Below are 17,560 nucleotides of genomic sequence, written 5' to 3' on the forward strand. Positions count from 1 at the left end.
CCTGCCCTCGGGGGGCCGTCCCCACCCCCCCTTGACACACCCCCCCAACCCCCTGTCGTCGCCCCCCCCCCCCCCCCCCTGTGGCGCCCCCCCCCGCCTCGCGTCGCGCGTACCGGTCGTCGTACGTACCGGTTACAGCGCCGGGTAGTCCGTGTAGCCCTTCTCCGTGCCGCCGTAGAACGTGGCCGGGTCAGGGGTGTTGTACGGGCCTTCGGCCTTGAGGCGGGCCGGCAGGTCGGGGTTGGCGAGGAACAGCGCGCCGTAGGAGACGAGGTCCGCGGTGCCGTCCTCGACGAGGGCCAGCGCGTCGGGTCCCGTGGGGCCCTCGGTGGAGGGGTTGAGGACGAAGGTGCCGCCGAAGCCGCCGCGCAGGGCGGTCACCAGGTCGCGGATCGGGCCCACCTCCATGACGTGCAGGTACGCCAGGTTCAGCGCGTCGAGCTCCTTCACGAGGGCGGTGTACGTCGCCTCGAGCTCGTCCTGCGGCTCGGAGATGTCGTTGAACGGGTTGCCCGGCGAGAGGCGGATGCCGGTGCGCGCGGCGCCGATCTCCGCGGCGACCGCCTTGGCCGTCTCGACCGCGAAACGGATGCGGTTCTCCGGGGTTCCGCCCCACTCGTCGGTGCGCTGGTTGGAGCCCGGCGCCAGGAACTGGTGGATCAAGTAGCCGTTGGCGCCGTGCAGTTCGACCCCGTCGAAGCCCGCGTCGATCGCGTTGCGGGCCGCGGCCGCGAAGTCGGCGATGGTGGCGCGGACCTCGTCGCCGGTCAGCTCGCGCGGGGTGACGAAGTCCTTGGGGCCGTCGGCCGTGTAGACCTGGCCCTGGGCGGGGATCGCCGAGGGGGCCACGTTCACCAGGCCGTCGGGGAGCAGTACGGGGTGGCCGATGCGGCCGGTGTGCATGATCTGGGCGAAGATCTTGCCGCCCGCCTCGTGCACGGCGGCGGTGACCTTGCGCCAGGAGGCGATCTGCTCGGCGGAGTGCAGGCCCGGGGTGTCCGGGTAGCCCTGGCCGATCACGGACGGCTGGATGCCCTCGGTGATGATCAGGCCCGCCGATGCGCGCTGGGCGTAGTACTCGGCGGTGAGCTCCGTCGCGGTGGCGCCGTCGCCCGCGCGGCTGCGGGTCATCGGGGCCATGGCGATGCGGTTGCTGAGCGGGGTGCCGGACAGGTCGATGGAGTCGAACGCGGTGGTCATCAGGTGCCCCCAGGCATTGGCATAGGTTTATGTTGGTCGGCCAAGTAATCCAACCGAGAGCCACCATAACGTATTCCTTGGCCGACCAAGTTAATATGTGAGGGAGACTGTTCCGACCATCGAGCGACCTGGAGTTGCGATGACCGCCGAGGTCGAGCCCCCCTGTACCGACATCGAGCGCCTGCCCACCGCCGCGCGCCGCGGGCCCGTGAGCCACACCGTGAGCCGGGTCGCCCGGCTGCACCGGATCGCCGCGGGCAAGGTGCTGAAGGGCGTCGGGCTCTACCCCGGCCAGGAGTTCGTGATGATGTACCTGTGGGACGCGGGGGCCGTGCGGCAGTCCGCGCTCATCAAGGCGCTCGACCTGGACCCGTCGACCGTCACCAAGATGCTGCAGCGCCTCGAGCAGGCGGGGCATGTCCTGCGGCGGCCGGACCCCGACGACCGGCGTGCGGTCCTGGTCGAGGCCACGGACGCGAGCTGCGGACTGCTGCGGGAGGTGGAACTCGCCTGGGGCGACCTGGAGGAGCACACGCTCGCCGGGCTCGACGCCAAGGACCGCACGGAACTGGCACGCCTCCTGGGCCGGGTGGAGGCGAACCTCTGCACGGAGACGGCGGACTGCCCGGAGGAGGCCCGCAGGGCTGCGGCGGCGGTGACAGGCGGGGCGGTGACCGGCGGGGCATAGCAGCTCCCCCCCCCCGCCCGTCCGCCCTTGCTGTGGGCAGGCGTTCCGCAGGGCGGAACGGGTGGGCACAGCCCCAGCCGCCGGGTCCCGACGCAGCAGGGCGTCAGGGCACAGCCCCAGCCAGGGAAGGGCTCACAGCCAGGACAGGGCGGACGCCCGGTTCAGGAGGCGGTCGGCCGCCGCCTCGTCCCCCGCCACCCCGCGAGGAACCTGCGCCGGGTCGCTACGGCCCCCGAGGAGCAGGCAGAAGTCCACCGGATCCAGAACCACCTCCGCGGCCACCGGCTCGTCCTGACTGCCCAGGACCCACTCCACCGCACGCCCCTCCCCCGACACCGTCAACGCCACCGGCTCCGCACTCGCCCCGACGGCCCGGTCGAGCATGCGCACGGCAAGCCGCACCAGCTGCCAGAGATGATCGGCGAGCGGCGGCGGAACCGGTTTGTCCAGAGCCCTGCCGATGTCGTCCGTGTGCACCCACGTCTCGAAGGCCCGCACCCGGAAGTGATCCGCCAGCGGAAGCCGGACGCCCATCAGCGTGGTGGCCCGCCCGGCCAGCTCCGGATCGTGTGCCGCCGGGGACGCGAGCAGCACGGCGGACTGCGCCCGCCAGTCGGCGACCGTATCGGCGGGCGCCCGCCGCCGCGCGCGCGAGAGGTCGTCGGCCGTTGGGGGGGGCCCGTCCCGACCCCACCGGAGAGAGGCCGCCGGCCCCGCGGGCGGGCGCGCGCGGGCCCGGCGCGGGTTGGGGGGCCGGGGCGCGCCCCCGCCGCGGGGGGGGCGCCCCCCGCCTGGGGCCCCGCGTGGGGGGGGCCCCCCGCCGCCGCTCGCGCGAGAGGACGTCGGCCGTGCGCGCGGCCCAGACCGCACGCCAGGGAGTCCCGTCCACGGCCACCGGCGGCGACGCGGACGCGCCCGTCCCCAGGCCGAGACACACGGCGAGCGCCCCGTCGGCGGCGATCAGATGGGCGACGGTGTCGTGCACGTCCCAGTCGTGCACCACGGGGGTACCCCAGGGTCCGTGCTCGTCCAACTCCGCCAGGAGCGCCTGGAGTCCGGCCACGGCCGCGGCGTACGGCGCGGCGTGTGCCGCGGTCCGCGGCGCGGCCGTACGGGCGCCGAGCGCGCCGGCGAGGGCGCGCCGGGCGGGTGCGGGCCCGGCGGGGAGCGGCGGCCCGTCCAGGTCGCGCACGGCCGCCCGCAGCCGCGCGGCCTCCGCCGCGCACAGCTCGCAGTCGGCCAGATGCGGGGCGACAAGCCGCTCGTCGCCCGGCATGAGCGCGCCGAAGGACCAGGCGCCGAGGAGTTCACGTATGGCTTCGTGATCCGTGGTCATCACGCGCCTCTTTCGCCTGGAGCTTCGGCGAGTGCCGGGTCGGGTGGGTCGGTCAGGGCTTCGGCCAGGGTGCGCAGGGCCGTGCGTAATCGGGTCTTCGCGGTGCCCTCGGGGATGCCGAGCTCCGCCGCCGCCTGGCGGTAGGTGCGTCCCGCGAAGTAGGCGAGGTGCACCACCTGCCGCTGCGGGAGCGGCAGGCGGGCCAGCGCGGAGTGCAGCAGCAGGGAGCGTTCTCGTGCCATGACCACGTCTTCCGGGGGCGGGTCCTGCGTCGGGATCGTGTGCAGCGTCGCGTCGTCGGCGTGCGCCGCCTTGCGGTGGCGCTCCTCGCCGCGCACCCAGTCCACCGCACGCCGGTGGGCCAGCATCGACAGCCAGGTGCGCAGACTGCCGCGCCGCGCGTCGAACGCGTAGGGCCGCGACCACAGGTGGGCGAAGACCTCCTGGGCCACGTCCTCCGCCCCGGCGGGGCTGCGCGTGACGCGGCCCGCGATCCGGTGGACGAGGCCGCCGTACGCGTCGTACGCCTCGGCCAGCGCCGTCTCGTCCCCGTACACCAGCCGTTGGTGCAGATCGGTGTCGTTGAAGGGCTGTTCCGCCACTGCCACTGTCCACCACCGCCTCGTGCGGCCACCCCGTCCTGCCTTCCTAGCGTGCCGCCGCCCCGCGCGCCAGTGTTCAGCCGGACAGCACGTCCAGGAGCCGGTCCACGTCCGCCTCCGTGTTGTACAGGTGGAACGAGGCTCGCAGCAGCCCCGCCCGCGCGGAGGTGATGATCCCGGCGCGGTTCAACTCGGGCTCCTTGTCGGCGAGTCCGGGCACCGACACGATGGGCGACGTGCCCGGCACCGGTTCGTGGCCCAGCGTTACGAGTCCGGCGCGGTATCGGTCCGCGAGCGCCGTGTCGTGGGCGTACACCGCGTCGATGCCGATCTCCTCCAGGTACGCCAGGGACTCGGCCGCCCCGTGGTAGGCGAGGAAGGCGGGCGGCTCGTCGAAGCGCCGTGCGTCCGGGGCCAGTTCGGTGAGCGGGCCGTACGTCGAGTTCCAGGTGTCGGCCGATGCGAGCCAGCCGCCGTGCAGCGGGACGAGGGTCTCCTGTGCCTCATCGCGCACCGTCAGGAACGACGTGCCGCGCGGGCACAGCAGCCACTTGAAGGCTCCGGTGACGGTGTAGTCGTACAGACCCGCGTCGAAGGGCAGCCAGCCCGCTGCCTGTGTGGCGTCGTTGAAGGTGCGCGCGCCGTGGGCGGCGGCCGCCGCGCGCACCGCGGCGTCGTCGGCGATGCGGCCGTCGGCCGACTGCACGGCGGACCACACGACGAGGTCGGTCGTGGGGCCGATCGCCTCGGCGAGGTCCTCCAGGGGCACGTAGCGCACCTTGAGGTCGCCGCGCACCACGAAGGGGTTGATGATCGAGCTGAAGTCGCCCTCGGGGAACAGGACTTCGGCCCCCGGCCGCAGCGAGGCGGCGATCAGCCCGGTGTGCACGGCGACCGAGCCGCCGCACGCCACCCGCCCGTGGTCCACCGCGACGAGCCGCGCGAAGGACCGGCGTGCGGCGTCCACGACCTCGAAGCTGCCCGATCCGCCGCTCCTGCCCGCGCCGTTCTGGGCCGCGAGGGAGTGGATGGCCGCCACCGCGCGGCCGGGCAGCAGCCCGCAGCTCGCGGTGTTCAGATACGTCGACGTGGGCGCGAAGTCGGCACCGTTGATGATCCCCATGGGACCAACTCTCGGGCCTGTCCGCGCCCACGTCCATTGATGATGTGTACGGGGGAGCTGTCAGCCCTGCTTACGCGTCAGCCCTCAGGCACCGGCGCCGGGCTGCGGAACCGCGCAGCCGTCCGGGCCGCAGGCGTCGCCGTCCGCGAGGGTGGTCAGCGGCGAGCGGCTGCCCCATGCCTGTTCGAGGGCCTGCGCGAAGACGTCGGCGGGCTGGGCCCCCGACACGCCGTACTTGCGGTCGAGGACGAAGAACGGCACGCCGTTCGCGCCCAGTTCCGCGGCCTCGCGCTCGTCGGCGCGCACGTCGTCGGCGTACCGGTCGGAGTCGGCGAGGACCGCGCGGGCGTCCGCCGCGTCCAGACCCGCCGCGACGGCGATCTCCACGAGCCGCTCGTCGTCGTCGAAGACGGACCGCTCGTCGGCGAAGTTGGCCCGGTACAGGAGCCCGATCAGCTCGTCCTGCCTGCCCTGCTCCTTGGCGAAGTGCAGCAGCCGGTGCATGTCGAAGGTGTTGCCGTGGTCGCGGCCCTCGGTGAGGTAGTCGAGGCCCTCGGACGCGGCGTTCACGCCGAGGTTCCGCTCGGCCTCCTGGGCCTGCTGCTCGCTCATGCCGTACTTCTTGGCGAGCATCGGGATCACCGGGCCGCTGTCGCCCTTGACGCGCGTGGGGTCGAGCTCGAAGGAGCGGTGCACCACCTCGACGTCGTCACGGTGCGGGAAGGCGGCGAGCGCCTTCTCGAAGCGGGCCTTGCCCACGTAGCACCAGGGGCAGGCGATGTCGCTCCAGATCTCGACGCGCATGTGTGCAGCTCTTTCCAGGTCGTACGGGTGGTGCGGAGGGTCCCTCCGGTCAGTTGAACAACGTACGACCTTCGTCTCTCATTCCCCGGCCGCGTCCGACACGGCCAGGCGCATCCGCAGATGGGTGCCGGCGCCGTCCGCGCGCTCGGCGGGCCGCCAGCCGTGGCGGACGTAGAAGGCCTGGGCCCTGCGGTTCTCGCGGTGGACGTCCAGGCCCGCCTCGCGGATGCCGTCGGCCCGCCACTGCTCCACGCACGCGGCGTGCAGCGCGGCGCCGACGCCCGCGCGCCAGTGGGCGGGCTCGACGTGGAACTGGAAGAGCTGCACCGTGTCCGCCGCGTCGCCATCAGGCGTACGGAAGGACGCGAGGCCCACGACGCGGCCGTCCCGGACCGCGCACAGCACATGCCCGTCGCGGCGCTCGATGGCACCCCGCCACATCGCCGTCCCGTCGACGCCCGCGTCCGGCGGCCCCTCGGGGTAGTACGTGGCGCGGGCCCGGGCGTGCAGGGCCGCGAGCACGGGGGCGTCGGCGGGCAGTGCGGTGCGGATGACGGTCGGCATCACTGCCTGCTTCGGTGTGGGCGGTGTGGGAAGTGCGGAGTGGATCACGCTGCGATAGACGTGCGCCGCGCTTTCTGAGTTCCGGGGCGCGTTCCGGAGCGGCTTCCGAGGCGGCTGAACTGGGCACGGTAGGCGCTCGGCGTGAGCCCCGTGCGGCGCACCAGATGACCGCGCAGCGAATCGGCCGTGCCCAGGCCGCACGCCTGGGCCACCCGGTCCATCGGGAACGACGTGGTCTCCAGGAGCTCCTTCGCCCGCTCGATGCGCTGGTGAAGCAGCCACTGCAGCGGGCTGACCCCGCTCTCGGCGTGGAAGCGCCGGGTGAGGGTGCGCACGCTGACGCCCGCGTGCCGGGCCAGGTCGGTGAGGGTGAGCGGCTCGTCGAGGCGCCGCATGGCCCAGCCGCGGGTGTCGGCGCAGGCGTTGCCGCGCTCGGGCGGCAACGGAGTCTGGGTGAACTGGGTCTGGCCGCCCGGCCGTACGGGGGCGACGAGCGCGGCCCTGGCGACCTCGTTGGCCACCGCCGCTCCGTAGTCGGTGCGGATGATGTGCAGGCACAGGTCGATCCCGGCGGCGTACCCGGAGGACGTCATCACCTGGCCGTCCTCCACGTAGAGGACGTCTCCCTTGAGGTCGAGCGCGGGATAGCGGCTGCGCAGCTCCTCCGCCAGCTGCCAGTACGTGGTGGCGCTGCGCCCGTCGAGCAGGCCCGCCTCGGCGAGCACGAAGGCGCCGCTGCAGATGGACGCGATGCGGGTGCCCCGGTCTGCGGCCTCGCGGACGGCGGCGACGGTCAGCGGGTCGGGTTCGTAGCGGTGGCCGGTGCCCGCGACGAGGAGCGTGTCGGCATCGCCTACGGCGTCGAGCCCGTGCTGCACGTGGAGGCTGAGGCCGCCGGTGGTGGCGATGGCTCCGGGGCGCGGGGTGCAGACGACCACCTCGTAGCCGGGGCCGCCCGGCACCTCGACCTTGCCGAGGAGCATCTCCGGGATCGCGAGGTTGAACATCGACACAGGTGAGGGGGCGATGACGACGACGCGATGCGCGCGGTGGGCACGGTGGTCACCCTGGGAGCGGGGCATGGCCAGAACCTCCGGATGTATGGCATTCAGGCCACTACTGTAGCCGCGCCGCCGCCCGCAGACTCAAGGGCATGGCAACGAACTCCCTCACCGAACCCCCCGGTCACACGGGCGACTTGACGCGGCCGCACCCCCGGTCCGCACCCCCGGGCAAGGGCCGGACGTCACCTGTCCTCACCCTGGTCGCCGCCATGCTGGGCTTCGCCCTGATCACGCTCGACGCCTCCGTGGTGAACGTGGCGCTGCCCGCGATCGGCGACGCGCTCGGCGGCGGCATGTCCGGGCTCCAGTGGGTCGTGGACGCGTACACCCTCGCCTTCGCCGCGCTGATGCTGTCCACCGGCGCGCTCTCCGACCGGATCGGCGCGACCCGGGCGTACGCGATCGGCATCACGGTCTTCACGGCGGCTTCCGTGGCGTGCGGCCTCGCACCGTCGCTGCCCGCGCTGATCGGCGCGCGGGTGGTGCAGGGGATGGCGGCCGCGGTGGTCCTGCCGGCCTCGCTCTCGCTGGTCCGTCAGGCGTACGCGGACGCGGCGGGGCGGGCGCGTGCGGTGGCGCTGTGGGCGGCGGGCGGTTCCGTCGCGGTGGCGCTCGGTCCGGTCGCGGGCGGCGCGCTGACCACGGCGTGGGACTGGAGCGGCATCTTCTTCATCAACGTCCCCCTGGGCGCGGTGGCCCTGGTGCTCCTGCTGCGGGCACCGCGCTCGCAACGGCGCCCCGCGCCCCTCGATCTGCTGGGGCAGGCGCTTGCGGTGGTGACCCTGACGGCGCTGACCTTCGCGGTGATCGAGGGCGGTACGACGGGTCTGCTCGCCCTGGTCGTCGCGGTGGCGGGAGGTGCGCTCTTCCTGCGGACGGAGGCGCGGCAGCCGCATCCGGTGGTGCCGCTCGGGCTCTTCCGGAACCGGACGGTAGCGATCACTGTCGCGGCGGGGGCGGCGTGCAGCGTCGCCTTCTACGGTCTCGTCTTCGTCTTCAGCCTCTTCTTCCAGCAGGTGCAGGGGCGTTCGGCGCTGTGGGCCGGGCTGATGTTCCTGCCGATGACGGGGCTCATCGCGGTGACGAATGTGGTGGCGGGGAAGCTGGCGGCGCGGGTGGGGCCGCGGGTCCCGATGCTGGCGGGACAGTCCCTGGCCGTACTCGGCCTGCTGGTCCTCCTCTTCGCCGACGCGTCGACGCCGGCACTCGGCCTGGCATTCCTCATGGTCCCGCTGGCGCTTGGCTGCGCGCTGACGATTCCGCCGCTGACGTCCGCGATGATGGAGGCTGTGCCGGCCGAGCGGGCGGGGCTGGCTGCGGGGGTCCTCAACTCGGCGCGGCAGGTGGCGGGGGGCCTCGGGATCGCGGCCTTCGGGGGGTTGGTGGCCGGGGACTTCGTCTCCGGGATGCGGGTGAGCCTGCTGATTTCGGCGGGGCTGCTGGCGGTTACTGGGGTGGCGACGTTGGGGTTGCGGCGCGATCGTTGACCTTTCCCCAACCCCACCCCTACCCGAATCCCTTCCGACTGCGTCGGCCGCGGGGTGGCCGTCGATCACCGGCTCCGCCGCGTTCGTCCTCAATCGCCGGACGGGCTGAAAACCAACATCTGCGTCCGGGCGACGGCAAGAGCCATCAACGGGGTGGGCGGGCAAACGCCGAGTTTCGGGTGCGTGGGCGGGAAAGATCCGCCGCGGAGCGGCGGTTCAGTCCGGCGCCCACCCCGCGGGGTACTAAGAACCGTCCCTGAGGCCCACCGGCCAGTTCGGGCGGAACTCGAGGGACTCGAACGTCGCCACACACCCCTCCCCCACAGGCGACTGCGCCAGAAACCCCACCAGCGCCGCCCCCGCCGCCTTCTCATCGCCCAGCGAGAAGATCCGGACGAACGTCCACCGCTTCCCGTCCGACGAGGCGTGGAAGGCGAACGCGGAGCCCGTGCGGCTGACCCGGAGCCACACGCTGCTGCCGTCCACCACGAACGCGTTGGCGTCGTCGGAGCGGCCACGGGTGACGACCGTGCACACCGTCGCCTCGTCCGGCGAACGCTCCAGGCAGAGTTTGGCCCACTCCCGGTCGCCGACATGCACGTACAGCACACCCGCGTCGAACGCCGCCGCGAACCCCACCGTGACCTTGGCGATCAGCTGGAAGTCGCCCTCGGGGGCGCCGAGCAGGCGGGGCGCGTCCGACGCGGGGTCGAGCGCCTCGCCCGTCGGCGGCACGAAGCGGTCCTGCCGGGCGCCCGCCCAGCCGGTGAGGACCCCGTCCTCGTACGACCAATGCCCGTCAGGGCCGTACGTGCGCAGGGAGAAGGGCAGTTGTGGGATATCGACGTCCATGGGCGTCAGTGTTCCAGGCGCCCGTCGTAGCGGCGCGGCAGCCCCAGTGGGTTGTCGTCCCGCAGCTCGGGCGGCAGCAGCGCCTCCGGGGTGTTCTGGTACGCGACGGGACGCAGCCAGCGCTCGATGGCCGTACCGCCCACGGACGTCGAGGTGGACGTCGTCGCCGGGTACGGTCCGCCGTGATGCTGCGCGGGCGCCACGGCGACCCCGGTCGGCCAGCCGTCGACCAGCACGCGCCCGGCCAGCGGCGTCAGTTCGGCGAGCAGCGCCGCACCCCGCCCCTCGCCGGCCGCCTCCCGCGCGGAGAGCTGCACGGTGGCCGTGAGGTTGCCCGGCAGGCGGGACAGGACCGCGGTGATCTCCGCGTCGTCCTCGTAGCGGGCGACGACGGTCACCGGCCCGAAGCACTCCTCCAGGAGCAGATCGTGCTCTCCCTCGGAGGCCAGCCGCGCCGCGGGAACCGTCAGGAACCCCGCGCTCACCATGTGCTCGCTGCCCGCGCCCGGCGTCACCGGAGCGTCCACGTCCGGCAGCCCGCCGCGCTCCCGCACGCCCGCCACGAAGTTGTCCCGCATCCGGTGGTCGAGGAGCACCCCGGCCTCGGTGTCGCTGACCGCATCCGTGAGCGACTTGATGAAGCGGTCGCCGCCCGCGCCCGACGGGGCGAAGACCAGGCCCGGCTTGACGCAGAACTGGCCGACGCCCAGCGTCATCGAGCCCGCGAGCCCCGCCCCGATCTCCTCGGCGCGCTCGGCGGCCGCCGCCTCGGTCACCACGACCGGGTTGAGGGAGCCGAGTTCGCCGTGGAAGGGGATCGGTACGGGACGGGCCGCCGCCGCGTCGAAGAGGGCGCGGCCGCCACGGATCGAGCCGGTGAACCCGGCGCCCGAGACGAGCGGGTGCCGGACCAGTTCCACGCCCGCCTCGAAGCCGTGCACGAGACCGAGGACGCCGTCCGGGATGCCGTGCCGGTCCGCGGCCGCCCGGATCAGCGCCGCGACCAGCTCGGACGTGGCCGGGTGGTCCGGGTGCGCCTTGACGACCACGGGGCAGCCCGCGGCGAGCGCGCTCGCGGTGTCGCCGCCGGGCACCGAGAAGGCGAACGGGAAGTTGGACGCGGAGTAGACGGCCACGACACCCAGCGGGATCTTGTAGCGCCGCAGGTCGGGGATGGGCGGGGTCGCGCTGCCATCCGGGTGGTCGATGACGACCCCGAGGAACTCACCCTCGTCGACCACGCCCGCGAAGGCCCGCAACTGATAGCAGGTGCGGGCGAGTTCGCCGGTCAGCCGGACGGGGCCGAGCGCGGTCTCCGCGTCCGCGGCCTCCACGAGCTGGTCCTTCGCCCCGTCGAGCAGCTCGGCCGCGGTGCGCAGGAACGCCGCGCGTACGGCGCGGTCGGCGAGCGCGTCCTTGGCGGCCAGCGCGGCACGTACCGCCTGGTCCACCTCTTGGGCTGTGGCTTCCACCGCAACCTGCTCGCGCTGCTTCCCGGTTCGGGGGTCGACACTCCAGACTGGTGCTGCTGCCACCGCGGGCTCCTCCAGATGTGTTGCCACGGATGTACTCCGATGTACTGCCACTCACCTGCACTGTTCGATATGCTGAACAGCGTCTCCCATGATGAATACCGGAGACTTCGGAGACTATTTCTCGTCGAACTAAGGGGTCAAGGGCGATGTCGGCTGGCGAGACTGGCGGGGCACAGGTCAAGTCCGCGGTGCGGACGGTGGAGTTGCTCGAATACTTCGCGGGCCGCCCCGGAATGCACTCCCTGGCCGCCGTCCAGGAAGCCGTCGGGTACCCCAAGTCCAGCCTCTACATGCTTCTTCGTACGTTGGTGGAGCTCGGCTGGGTGGAGACGGACGCCACGGGCACGCGGTACGGCATCGGGGTGCGGGCCCTGCTCGTCGGCACCTCGTACATCGACGGCGACGAGGTGGTGGCGGCGGCGCGTCCCACCCTGGACCGCCTCTCGGACGACACCACGGAGACGATCCACCTGGCGCGCCTCGACGGCACGAACGTCGTCTACCTGGCCACCCGCCAGTCGCAGCACTACCTCCGCCCCTTCACCCGGGTCGGCCGCCGGCTCCCCGCCCACTCCACGTCCCTGGGCAAGGCGTTGCTCGCCACGCACACCGACGAGCAGGTCCGCAAGATGCTCCCGGAGACGCTGCCCGCGCTGACCGAGCACACGATCACCGACCGCGAGAAGCTGATCGAGGAGCTGCGCACGGTGCGCGAGCAGGGCTTCGCGGTGGACCGCGAGGAGAACACGCTGGGCCTGCGCTGCTTCGGCGTGGCCATCCCCTACCGCACGCCCGCGCGGGACGCGATCAGCTGCTCCGTGCCGGTGGCGCGGCTCACGCCCGCGCACGAACAGATGGTGAAGGACGCGTTGTTCGACGCGCGGGACCGGCTGACACTGGCGACTCGTAGGCTCTGAACCATGGTGAACACGACGAGCACGACGAGCACGGCGAACACGTCGGACATGGATGTCAGTCTGCGCCCGGTGCATGACAGCGATCTGCCGGTCTTCTACCGGCAGATGAACGATCCGGAGGCGAACCGCGTCGCCGCGTTCACCTCGCCGAAGACGGCGGACCGGGACCTCTTCGAGGCCCACTGGAACGGGCTGCGGACGTCGCCCGACGTCGTCGTGCGGACGGTCCTCGCGGACGGGGACGTCGTGGGGAGCGTGGCGGTGTACGGGGAGCCGGGCGAGCGGGAGGTCACGTACTGGATCGACCGCGCGTACTGGGGGCGTGGCCTGGCGACCGCCGCGTTGCTGGGGCTGCTTGCGGAGGTCCCGGAGCGCCCGCTGCACGCCCGGGCGGCGGCGGACAATGCCGGGTCCCTGCGGGTCCTCGAGAAGTGCGGCTTCCGGGTGACGGCCGCCGAGCGGGGCTTCGCGCATGCGCGGGGCGAGGAGATCGACGAGGCGGTGCTGATGCTGGGGTGACCTTTCCCCAACCCCGCCCACCCACCCGATTGCCCCGCAGCTGCCCACCCACCCTTCAGCCCGTCCGGCGTTTGAGGACGAACTCGCCGAAGGCGGTGATCTGCGGTCACCTCGCGGCCGGCGCAGCCGGAAAGTTTCGGGAAGGGGCGGGGTCGGGGAAGGAACCCCCCCTCCCCCACACGGCGGACCCGGATCATCGCCCCGCAGGACGCCCCCGGCGGCCCGCCACCGGGAACGTAGAGGCATGACGCTCACGCTCGTCCCCGCCACAGCCCGCACGGCAGTGCCCCGCGCCCTGCGAGCCATCGCCGTCCTCGCCTGCCTCCCCTACCTCAGCCTCAAGATCGCCTGGATCGCCGGCAGCCACATCGGCATCCCCGAAGGCAGCAGCCTCCTCCAGCACCGCACCGCCATGATCTTCGCCAACAGCCTCACGGTGCTGATGGACGCCTGCGTCATCGTCCTGGCCCTGCTCCTGACCCGCCCCTGGGGCCTGCGCACCCCCGCCTGGCTGCTCGCCCTCCCCATGTGGGCGGCCACCGGACTGCTGACGCCGATCATGGCCGGATTCCCGCTCCAGCTCCTGGTCAAGGCCTTCGGCGGCAGCAACAACCAAGGGTCGAGCAGCGGCTCCGACGTGTTCCTCGACGACTGGGTCTTCGGCGTCGTCTACACCGGTTTCATCCTCCAAGGCCTCGCCCTCGGCGCCCTCTTCGTCCGCTACGCCCGCGACCGCTGGGGCCACCTGTGGCGCGGCCGCATCGGGGACCTCCCCCGGATGACCCGGACCGCAACCAAGAATGACCGCCGCACAGGAATAACTGCCGCGCTCCTCGCCCTCGCCCCCGCGGCCCTGCACCTCCTGTGGGCCACCGGCGCCACCTTCGGTCTCAACGAGGCGCGCATCGAGCAACGTACGACCGACTTCTACGTCCTCGAAGTCCTGGACATCGGCTACCTCGCCGCCGCCGTGGCCGGCGGACTCCTCATCGCCTTCCGGCGAGCGCCCGCACTGCCCGTGAAGGTGCCGCTCGCACTCGGCTGGCTCGGCTCCGGCGCCGTCGCCTGCTGGGGCGGCTGGCTGCTGTTCGCCCTGCTCGTCGGCGTCGACGACATCGCAGAGCGGCCGACGGCGCCGATGCTCCTGACCTACGCTGTGCAGATGATCGTCGGGATGCTTGTGGTCACCCTCGGGGTGCGCTTCTTCAAGGCCCCCGTCTCCAAGGACCCCGCGTGAAGGCTTTCGCCACAGCCCTCTTCGGGCGTCGGGCGCGCCGCCGCTGGATCCATCTGATCCTCGGCGGCGCGCTCGCCATGCCGTACGTCTTCGTGGGCTCCGTCATCGTCGGCCCGCTGCTCGGCGAGGACGCCGTCTTCGGCTCGATCACGGCCCAACTGGCCGCGTTCGCCGTGGGGTTGCCGCTCGCCGCGATCACCGCGCTCTTCCCGCTCACCCGGCCCATGTCGGTGGCCGCCGTGCGCGCGCTGTGCGACGTGCCGGGCGAGAGCCTCGCCGACGGGCCCGCGCGGTCCCGCACGGCGCGCGGCCGCACCGTCGCGTGGTTCACGCTGCACCTCGGGTTCGGCGGGATCATCAGCGGGATGTCCCTCGCGCTGCCGCCGTTCGCGGGGGTGCTGATCGCGCTGCCGTTCGCCGCGGCGCTGCGGGGCAGCCGGGTCGGGATGCCCGAAGTCTTCGGCGAGGGCTGGCTGCTGACCCTCTCACCGGTCATCGGATGCGCCTCCCTCGTCGCGCTCGCGGGGTGCGCGGCGGGTGCCGGGGCCCTGCTCGCGCGCTGGGCGCCGGAACTCCTGGGACCCACGCCCGCCGACCGGCTCGCGGCGGCCGAGCAGCGCGCGGCGGATCTCGCCGTGCGCAACCGGCTCGCGCGGGAGCTGCACGACTCGGTGGGGCACGCCCTGAGCGCCGTCACGCTCCAGGCGAGCGCGGCCCGCCGGGTCCTCGACAAGGACCCGGAGTTCGTCCGCGAGGCGCTGACCGCGATCGAGGAGACGACCCGGCGCACGGTGGGTGAACTCGACGCGGTCCTGGGGGTGTTGCGGGACGGCGACCAGACGGCACCGACCGCCCCGGCCCCCACCCTCGCCGCCGATCTGGACGGGCTGCTCAAGCGGACCCGCGCGGGCGGCCTGCGCGTGAAGTCGGTCGTGGACCTCGGCCCGCAGGGCACGGACGCCCTGCCCCCGATGGTCTCCCGCGAGGCGTACCGCATCGTCCAGGAGGGCCTGAGCAACGTGCTGCGGCACGCGGGCCCCGACGCCGCGGTGACCCTGCGGATCAGCCTGGAAGGCACCGACCTGGAGATCCTCGCGCAGAACCCGCTGCCCGCCGCGGGCACCACCTCCCGCCCCGGCGGCGGCCACGGCCTGCGCGGCATCACCGACCGGGCCCGGCTCCTGGGCGGCACGGCCGAAGCAGGACCGCTCGACGGCACCTGGCGCCTGCGCGTACGACTCCCCTTGAAGGGCCCGCACGCCCCCGACCCGAAGAAGCCGAACAAACTGAACAAGCCGATGAAGCCGCAGGAACCGCAGAAACCGAAGGAATCCGCATGATCGAGACCGCCGCCGGCCCCATCCGTATCGTCCTCGCCGATGACGAACGCATGGTGCGCACGGCCCTGCGCGTGATCCTCTCCGCCGAGGACGGCCTGGAGGTCGTCGGCGAGGCGGCGAGCGGCGCCGAGGCGGTGTCCGTCGTGCGCGAGCTGAAGCCGGACGTGGTGCTCATGGACGTACGCATGCCGGAGATCGACGGCATCCGCGCCACCGAGCAGATCCTGCAGACACTCGCCGATCCGCCGCGCATCGTGGTCGTGACGACCTTCGAGAACGACGCCTATGTGTACGAGGCGCTGCGCGCAGGGGCCTCCGGGTTCCTGCTCAAGCGGGCCGACGCGGACTCGCTCGTCCAGGCGGTGCGCCTTGTCGCGCGCAGCGACTCGCTGCTCTTCCCCGCCGCCGTGCGCGCCCTGGCCGCCGAGCACGCGAGCGCCAAGCCCGCGCCCCCGGCCTGGGTGGCCAGGCTCACCGGGCGCGAGAGCGAGGTGCTGCGGCTGATGGCCGCGGGGCTCACCAACGCGGAGATCGCCGACCGGATGGGGGTGGGTCCGGCGACGGTGAAGACCCATGTGGCCTCGGTGCTCGCCAAGACGGGGGCGCGGGACCGCACGCAGGCGGTGATCGCCGCGTACGAGGCGGGCTTCATGAAGGACGCCTGAAGGACGCCTGAAGGACGCCTGACACCCCTGCTCCGACTATGAGGAATCTCTAAGAAACCCGGCAGAACGGAACGAAAGCATCCGTGCGGCTCGTCCTTTCACGGGATGAACAAGACGATCAGGCATGCCTCGGTCTTCGCGCTGCTGCTCGTGCTCGCCCTCCTGGTGCGGGCGACGTGGGTGCAGTTCTACGACTCGAAGGCTCTCGCGGACGACAAGCTGAACCGGCGCAACGCGATCGAGCAGTACGCGAACCCGCTGGGCGACATCATCGTGGGCGGTGACGCCATCACCGGCTCCGAGCGGACGAAGGGCGGCGACCTCGCGTACAAGCGCACGTACAAGGACGGCGATCTCTATTCGGCCGTCACGGGCTACAGCTCTCAGGTGTACGGAGCGACGCAGATCGAGGGCATCTACAAGGACATCCTCGACGGCACCGACAACCGGCTGAAGAACCCCCTGGACACGGTCACCAACAAGCGCGCCGACCCGGGTGACGTGGTCACGACGATCGACCCGGCCGTGCAGAAGGCCGCGTACAAGGCCCTGGGCGACAAGAAGGGCGCGGCGGTCGCGGTCGACCCGAAGACCGGCAAGATCCTCGGCATGGTCTCGACGCCGTCGTACGACCCCTCGGAGATCAGCGGTTCCACGGACTCCAAGGAGTGGAAGGCGCTGACCGGCGACGAGGACAAGCCGATGGTCAACCGCGCGCTGCGGCAGCCGCTGCCGCCGGGTTCCACGTTCAAGCTGGTCGTCGCGGCGGCGGCCCTGGAGGACGGGCTCTACGGCTCGGCGGACACCAAGACGGCCAGCCCGAATCCGTACACACTGCCCGGCACGACCACGGTCCTGAAGAACGAGAACGCCAGCGCGCCCTGCGAGAACGCGACGATCCGTACGGCGCTGCAGTACTCCTGCAACAACGTCTTCGCGAAGATGGCCGTCGACCTCGGCCAGGACAAGGTCAAGTCGATGGCCGAGAAGATGGGCTTCAACGCCGACAAGCTGGACGTGCCGGTGCGCGCGTCCAAGAGCGTCTACCCCTCCGGCATGGACAAGGCGCAGACGGCCCTGACCGGCATCGGCCAGTTCGACGTGACGGCGACGCCACTGCAGATCTCGATGGTCTCGGCCGCGATCGCCAACGGCGGCGAGCTGGTGTCGCCGCACATGGTGTCCCAGATCACCGACTCGAACGGCGATGTCCTGGAGTCGTACGACGACCCGGACTCCGAGCGGGTGATGAGCGAGGACACGGCGGGCGAGCTGCAGTCCGCGATGGAGACGGTCGTCGAGGAGGGCACGGGCACGAACGCGCGGATCAGCGGCGCGGACGTGGGCGGCAAGACGGGCACGGCCCAGCACGGCGAGAACAACAGCAAGACGCCGTACGCCTGGTTCACGTCGTACGCGAAGGGCGGCGACGGCAAGGAGGTGGCGGTGTCGGTCATCGTGGAGTCCTCGGACGCATCAAGGTCAGAGGTAAGCGGCAATGGCTTGGCGGCGCCGATCGCGAGGGCGATGATGCAGGCGGCCCTGAATTCATGACCCCGCCTGTTTTGCTGTGGGCAGGCGTTCCGCACCGCGGGCCGGGGGGGCCCCCCGCCCCCCCCCGGGGCGG

17 protein-coding genes are annotated in these 17,560 nt (G+C 72.5%); 8 read left to right on the forward strand and 9 right to left on the reverse strand.

Going from position 1 to position 17,560, the window contains the following annotated elements:
• Positions 1–132 precede the first annotated feature (132 nt).
• Entirely contained in the window at positions 133–1,200 is a 1,068-nt protein-coding gene (locus ACFWY6_RS07300) for an alkene reductase (protein ID WP_384687274.1), read from the reverse strand.
• A gap of 139 nt (positions 1,201–1,339) precedes the next feature.
• Here ACFWY6_RS07300 and ACFWY6_RS07305 point away from each other — a divergent pair, with 139 nt between their 5' ends.
• Positions 1,340–1,888, forward strand: coding sequence for a MarR family winged helix-turn-helix transcriptional regulator (locus ACFWY6_RS07305; protein ID WP_384687275.1), 549 nt, complete (start codon positions 1,340–1,342; stop codon positions 1,886–1,888).
• Positions 1,889–2,020: 132 nt separating this feature from the next.
• Here ACFWY6_RS07305 and ACFWY6_RS07310 read toward each other — a convergent pair whose 3' ends face one another.
• The 6 genes from ACFWY6_RS07310 to ACFWY6_RS07335 all read right to left on the reverse strand — a co-directional run bounded on the left by ACFWY6_RS07310 (position 2,021) and on the right by ACFWY6_RS07335 (position 7,399).
• Positions 2,021–2,758 (reverse strand): maleylpyruvate isomerase family mycothiol-dependent enzyme, encoded by a 738-nt coding sequence (locus ACFWY6_RS07310; protein ID WP_384687276.1) that lies wholly within the window; start codon positions 2,756–2,758, stop codon positions 2,021–2,023.
• A 465-nt stretch (positions 2,759–3,223) separates the two neighbouring features.
• On the reverse strand, positions 3,224–3,826 hold the full coding sequence (locus tag ACFWY6_RS07315) for an RNA polymerase sigma factor (RefSeq protein ID WP_384687277.1): 603 nt from the start codon (positions 3,824–3,826) through the stop codon (positions 3,224–3,226).
• Positions 3,827–3,902: 76 nt separating this feature from the next.
• Positions 3,903–4,949: an aminotransferase class V-fold PLP-dependent enzyme gene (locus ACFWY6_RS07320; protein ID WP_384687278.1), complete on the reverse strand. Its 1,047-nt coding sequence runs from the start codon at positions 4,947–4,949 to the stop codon at positions 3,903–3,905.
• Between the two features lie 84 nt (positions 4,950–5,033).
• Positions 5,034–5,753, reverse strand: coding sequence for a DsbA family oxidoreductase (locus ACFWY6_RS07325; protein ID WP_384687279.1), 720 nt, complete (start codon positions 5,751–5,753; stop codon positions 5,034–5,036).
• A 78-nt stretch (positions 5,754–5,831) separates the two neighbouring features.
• The gene (locus ACFWY6_RS07330) at positions 5,832–6,317 is read right to left on the reverse strand and encodes a GNAT family N-acetyltransferase (RefSeq protein WP_384687280.1); all 486 of its coding nucleotides are present in this window, start codon (positions 6,315–6,317) and stop codon (positions 5,832–5,834) included.
• A 44-nt stretch (positions 6,318–6,361) separates the two neighbouring features.
• On the reverse strand, positions 6,362–7,399 hold the full coding sequence (locus tag ACFWY6_RS07335) for a GlxA family transcriptional regulator (protein ID WP_384687281.1): 1,038 nt from the start codon (positions 7,397–7,399) through the stop codon (positions 6,362–6,364).
• Positions 7,400–7,470: 71 nt separating this feature from the next.
• On the opposite strand from ACFWY6_RS07335, the gene ACFWY6_RS07340 reads away from it, so the two are divergent.
• Positions 7,471–8,868 (forward strand): MFS transporter, encoded by a 1,398-nt coding sequence (locus tag ACFWY6_RS07340; RefSeq protein WP_384687282.1) that lies wholly within the window; start codon positions 7,471–7,473, stop codon positions 8,866–8,868.
• 243 nt (positions 8,869–9,111) lie between these two features.
• Here the strand turns inward: ACFWY6_RS07340 and ACFWY6_RS07345 are convergent, their stop codons facing one another.
• Together ACFWY6_RS07345 and ACFWY6_RS07350 are read right to left on the reverse strand one after the other, a co-directional pair.
• Positions 9,112–9,720, reverse strand: a complete 609-nt coding sequence (locus tag ACFWY6_RS07345) for a DUF1349 domain-containing protein (protein ID WP_384687283.1) — start codon at positions 9,718–9,720, stop codon at positions 9,112–9,114.
• Between the two features lie 5 nt (positions 9,721–9,725).
• The gene (locus ACFWY6_RS07350; RefSeq protein ID WP_384687284.1) at positions 9,726–11,255 is read right to left on the reverse strand and encodes an aldehyde dehydrogenase (NADP(+)); all 1,530 of its coding nucleotides are present in this window, start codon (positions 11,253–11,255) and stop codon (positions 9,726–9,728) included.
• A 146-nt stretch (positions 11,256–11,401) separates the two neighbouring features.
• On the opposite strand from ACFWY6_RS07350, the gene ACFWY6_RS07355 reads away from it, so the two are divergent.
• From ACFWY6_RS07355 to ACFWY6_RS07380, 6 genes are all read left to right on the forward strand, one after another.
• Positions 11,402–12,172, forward strand: coding sequence for an IclR family transcriptional regulator (locus ACFWY6_RS07355; RefSeq protein ID WP_160504308.1), 771 nt, complete (start codon positions 11,402–11,404; stop codon positions 12,170–12,172).
• Positions 12,173–12,220: 48 nt separating this feature from the next.
• Positions 12,221–12,691 (forward strand): GNAT family N-acetyltransferase, encoded by a 471-nt coding sequence (locus ACFWY6_RS07360; RefSeq protein WP_361825298.1) that lies wholly within the window; start codon positions 12,221–12,223, stop codon positions 12,689–12,691.
• Between the two features lie 244 nt (positions 12,692–12,935).
• Entirely contained in the window at positions 12,936–13,928 is a 993-nt protein-coding gene (locus ACFWY6_RS07365; RefSeq protein WP_384687285.1) for a hypothetical protein, read from the forward strand.
• Positions 13,925–15,268: a sensor histidine kinase gene (locus ACFWY6_RS07370; protein WP_384687286.1), complete on the forward strand. Its 1,344-nt coding sequence runs from the start codon at positions 13,925–13,927 to the stop codon at positions 15,266–15,268. Before ACFWY6_RS07365 ends, ACFWY6_RS07370 begins: the two co-directional genes overlap by 4 nt.
• A complete protein-coding gene (locus ACFWY6_RS07375) occupies positions 15,265–15,933 on the forward strand; it encodes a response regulator (protein WP_384687287.1) in 669 nt (222 codons plus the stop codon). Before ACFWY6_RS07370 ends, ACFWY6_RS07375 begins: the two co-directional genes overlap by 4 nt.
• Before the next feature lie 105 nt (positions 15,934–16,038).
• Positions 16,039–17,487, forward strand: a complete 1,449-nt coding sequence (locus ACFWY6_RS07380; protein WP_384687288.1) for a peptidoglycan D,D-transpeptidase FtsI family protein — start codon at positions 16,039–16,041, stop codon at positions 17,485–17,487.
• Positions 17,488–17,560 lie beyond the last annotated feature (73 nt).

It is taken from the genome of Streptomyces sp. NPDC059037 (assembly GCF_042740015.1).
Lineage (GTDB): Bacteria > Actinomycetota > Actinomycetes > Streptomycetales > Streptomycetaceae > Streptomyces.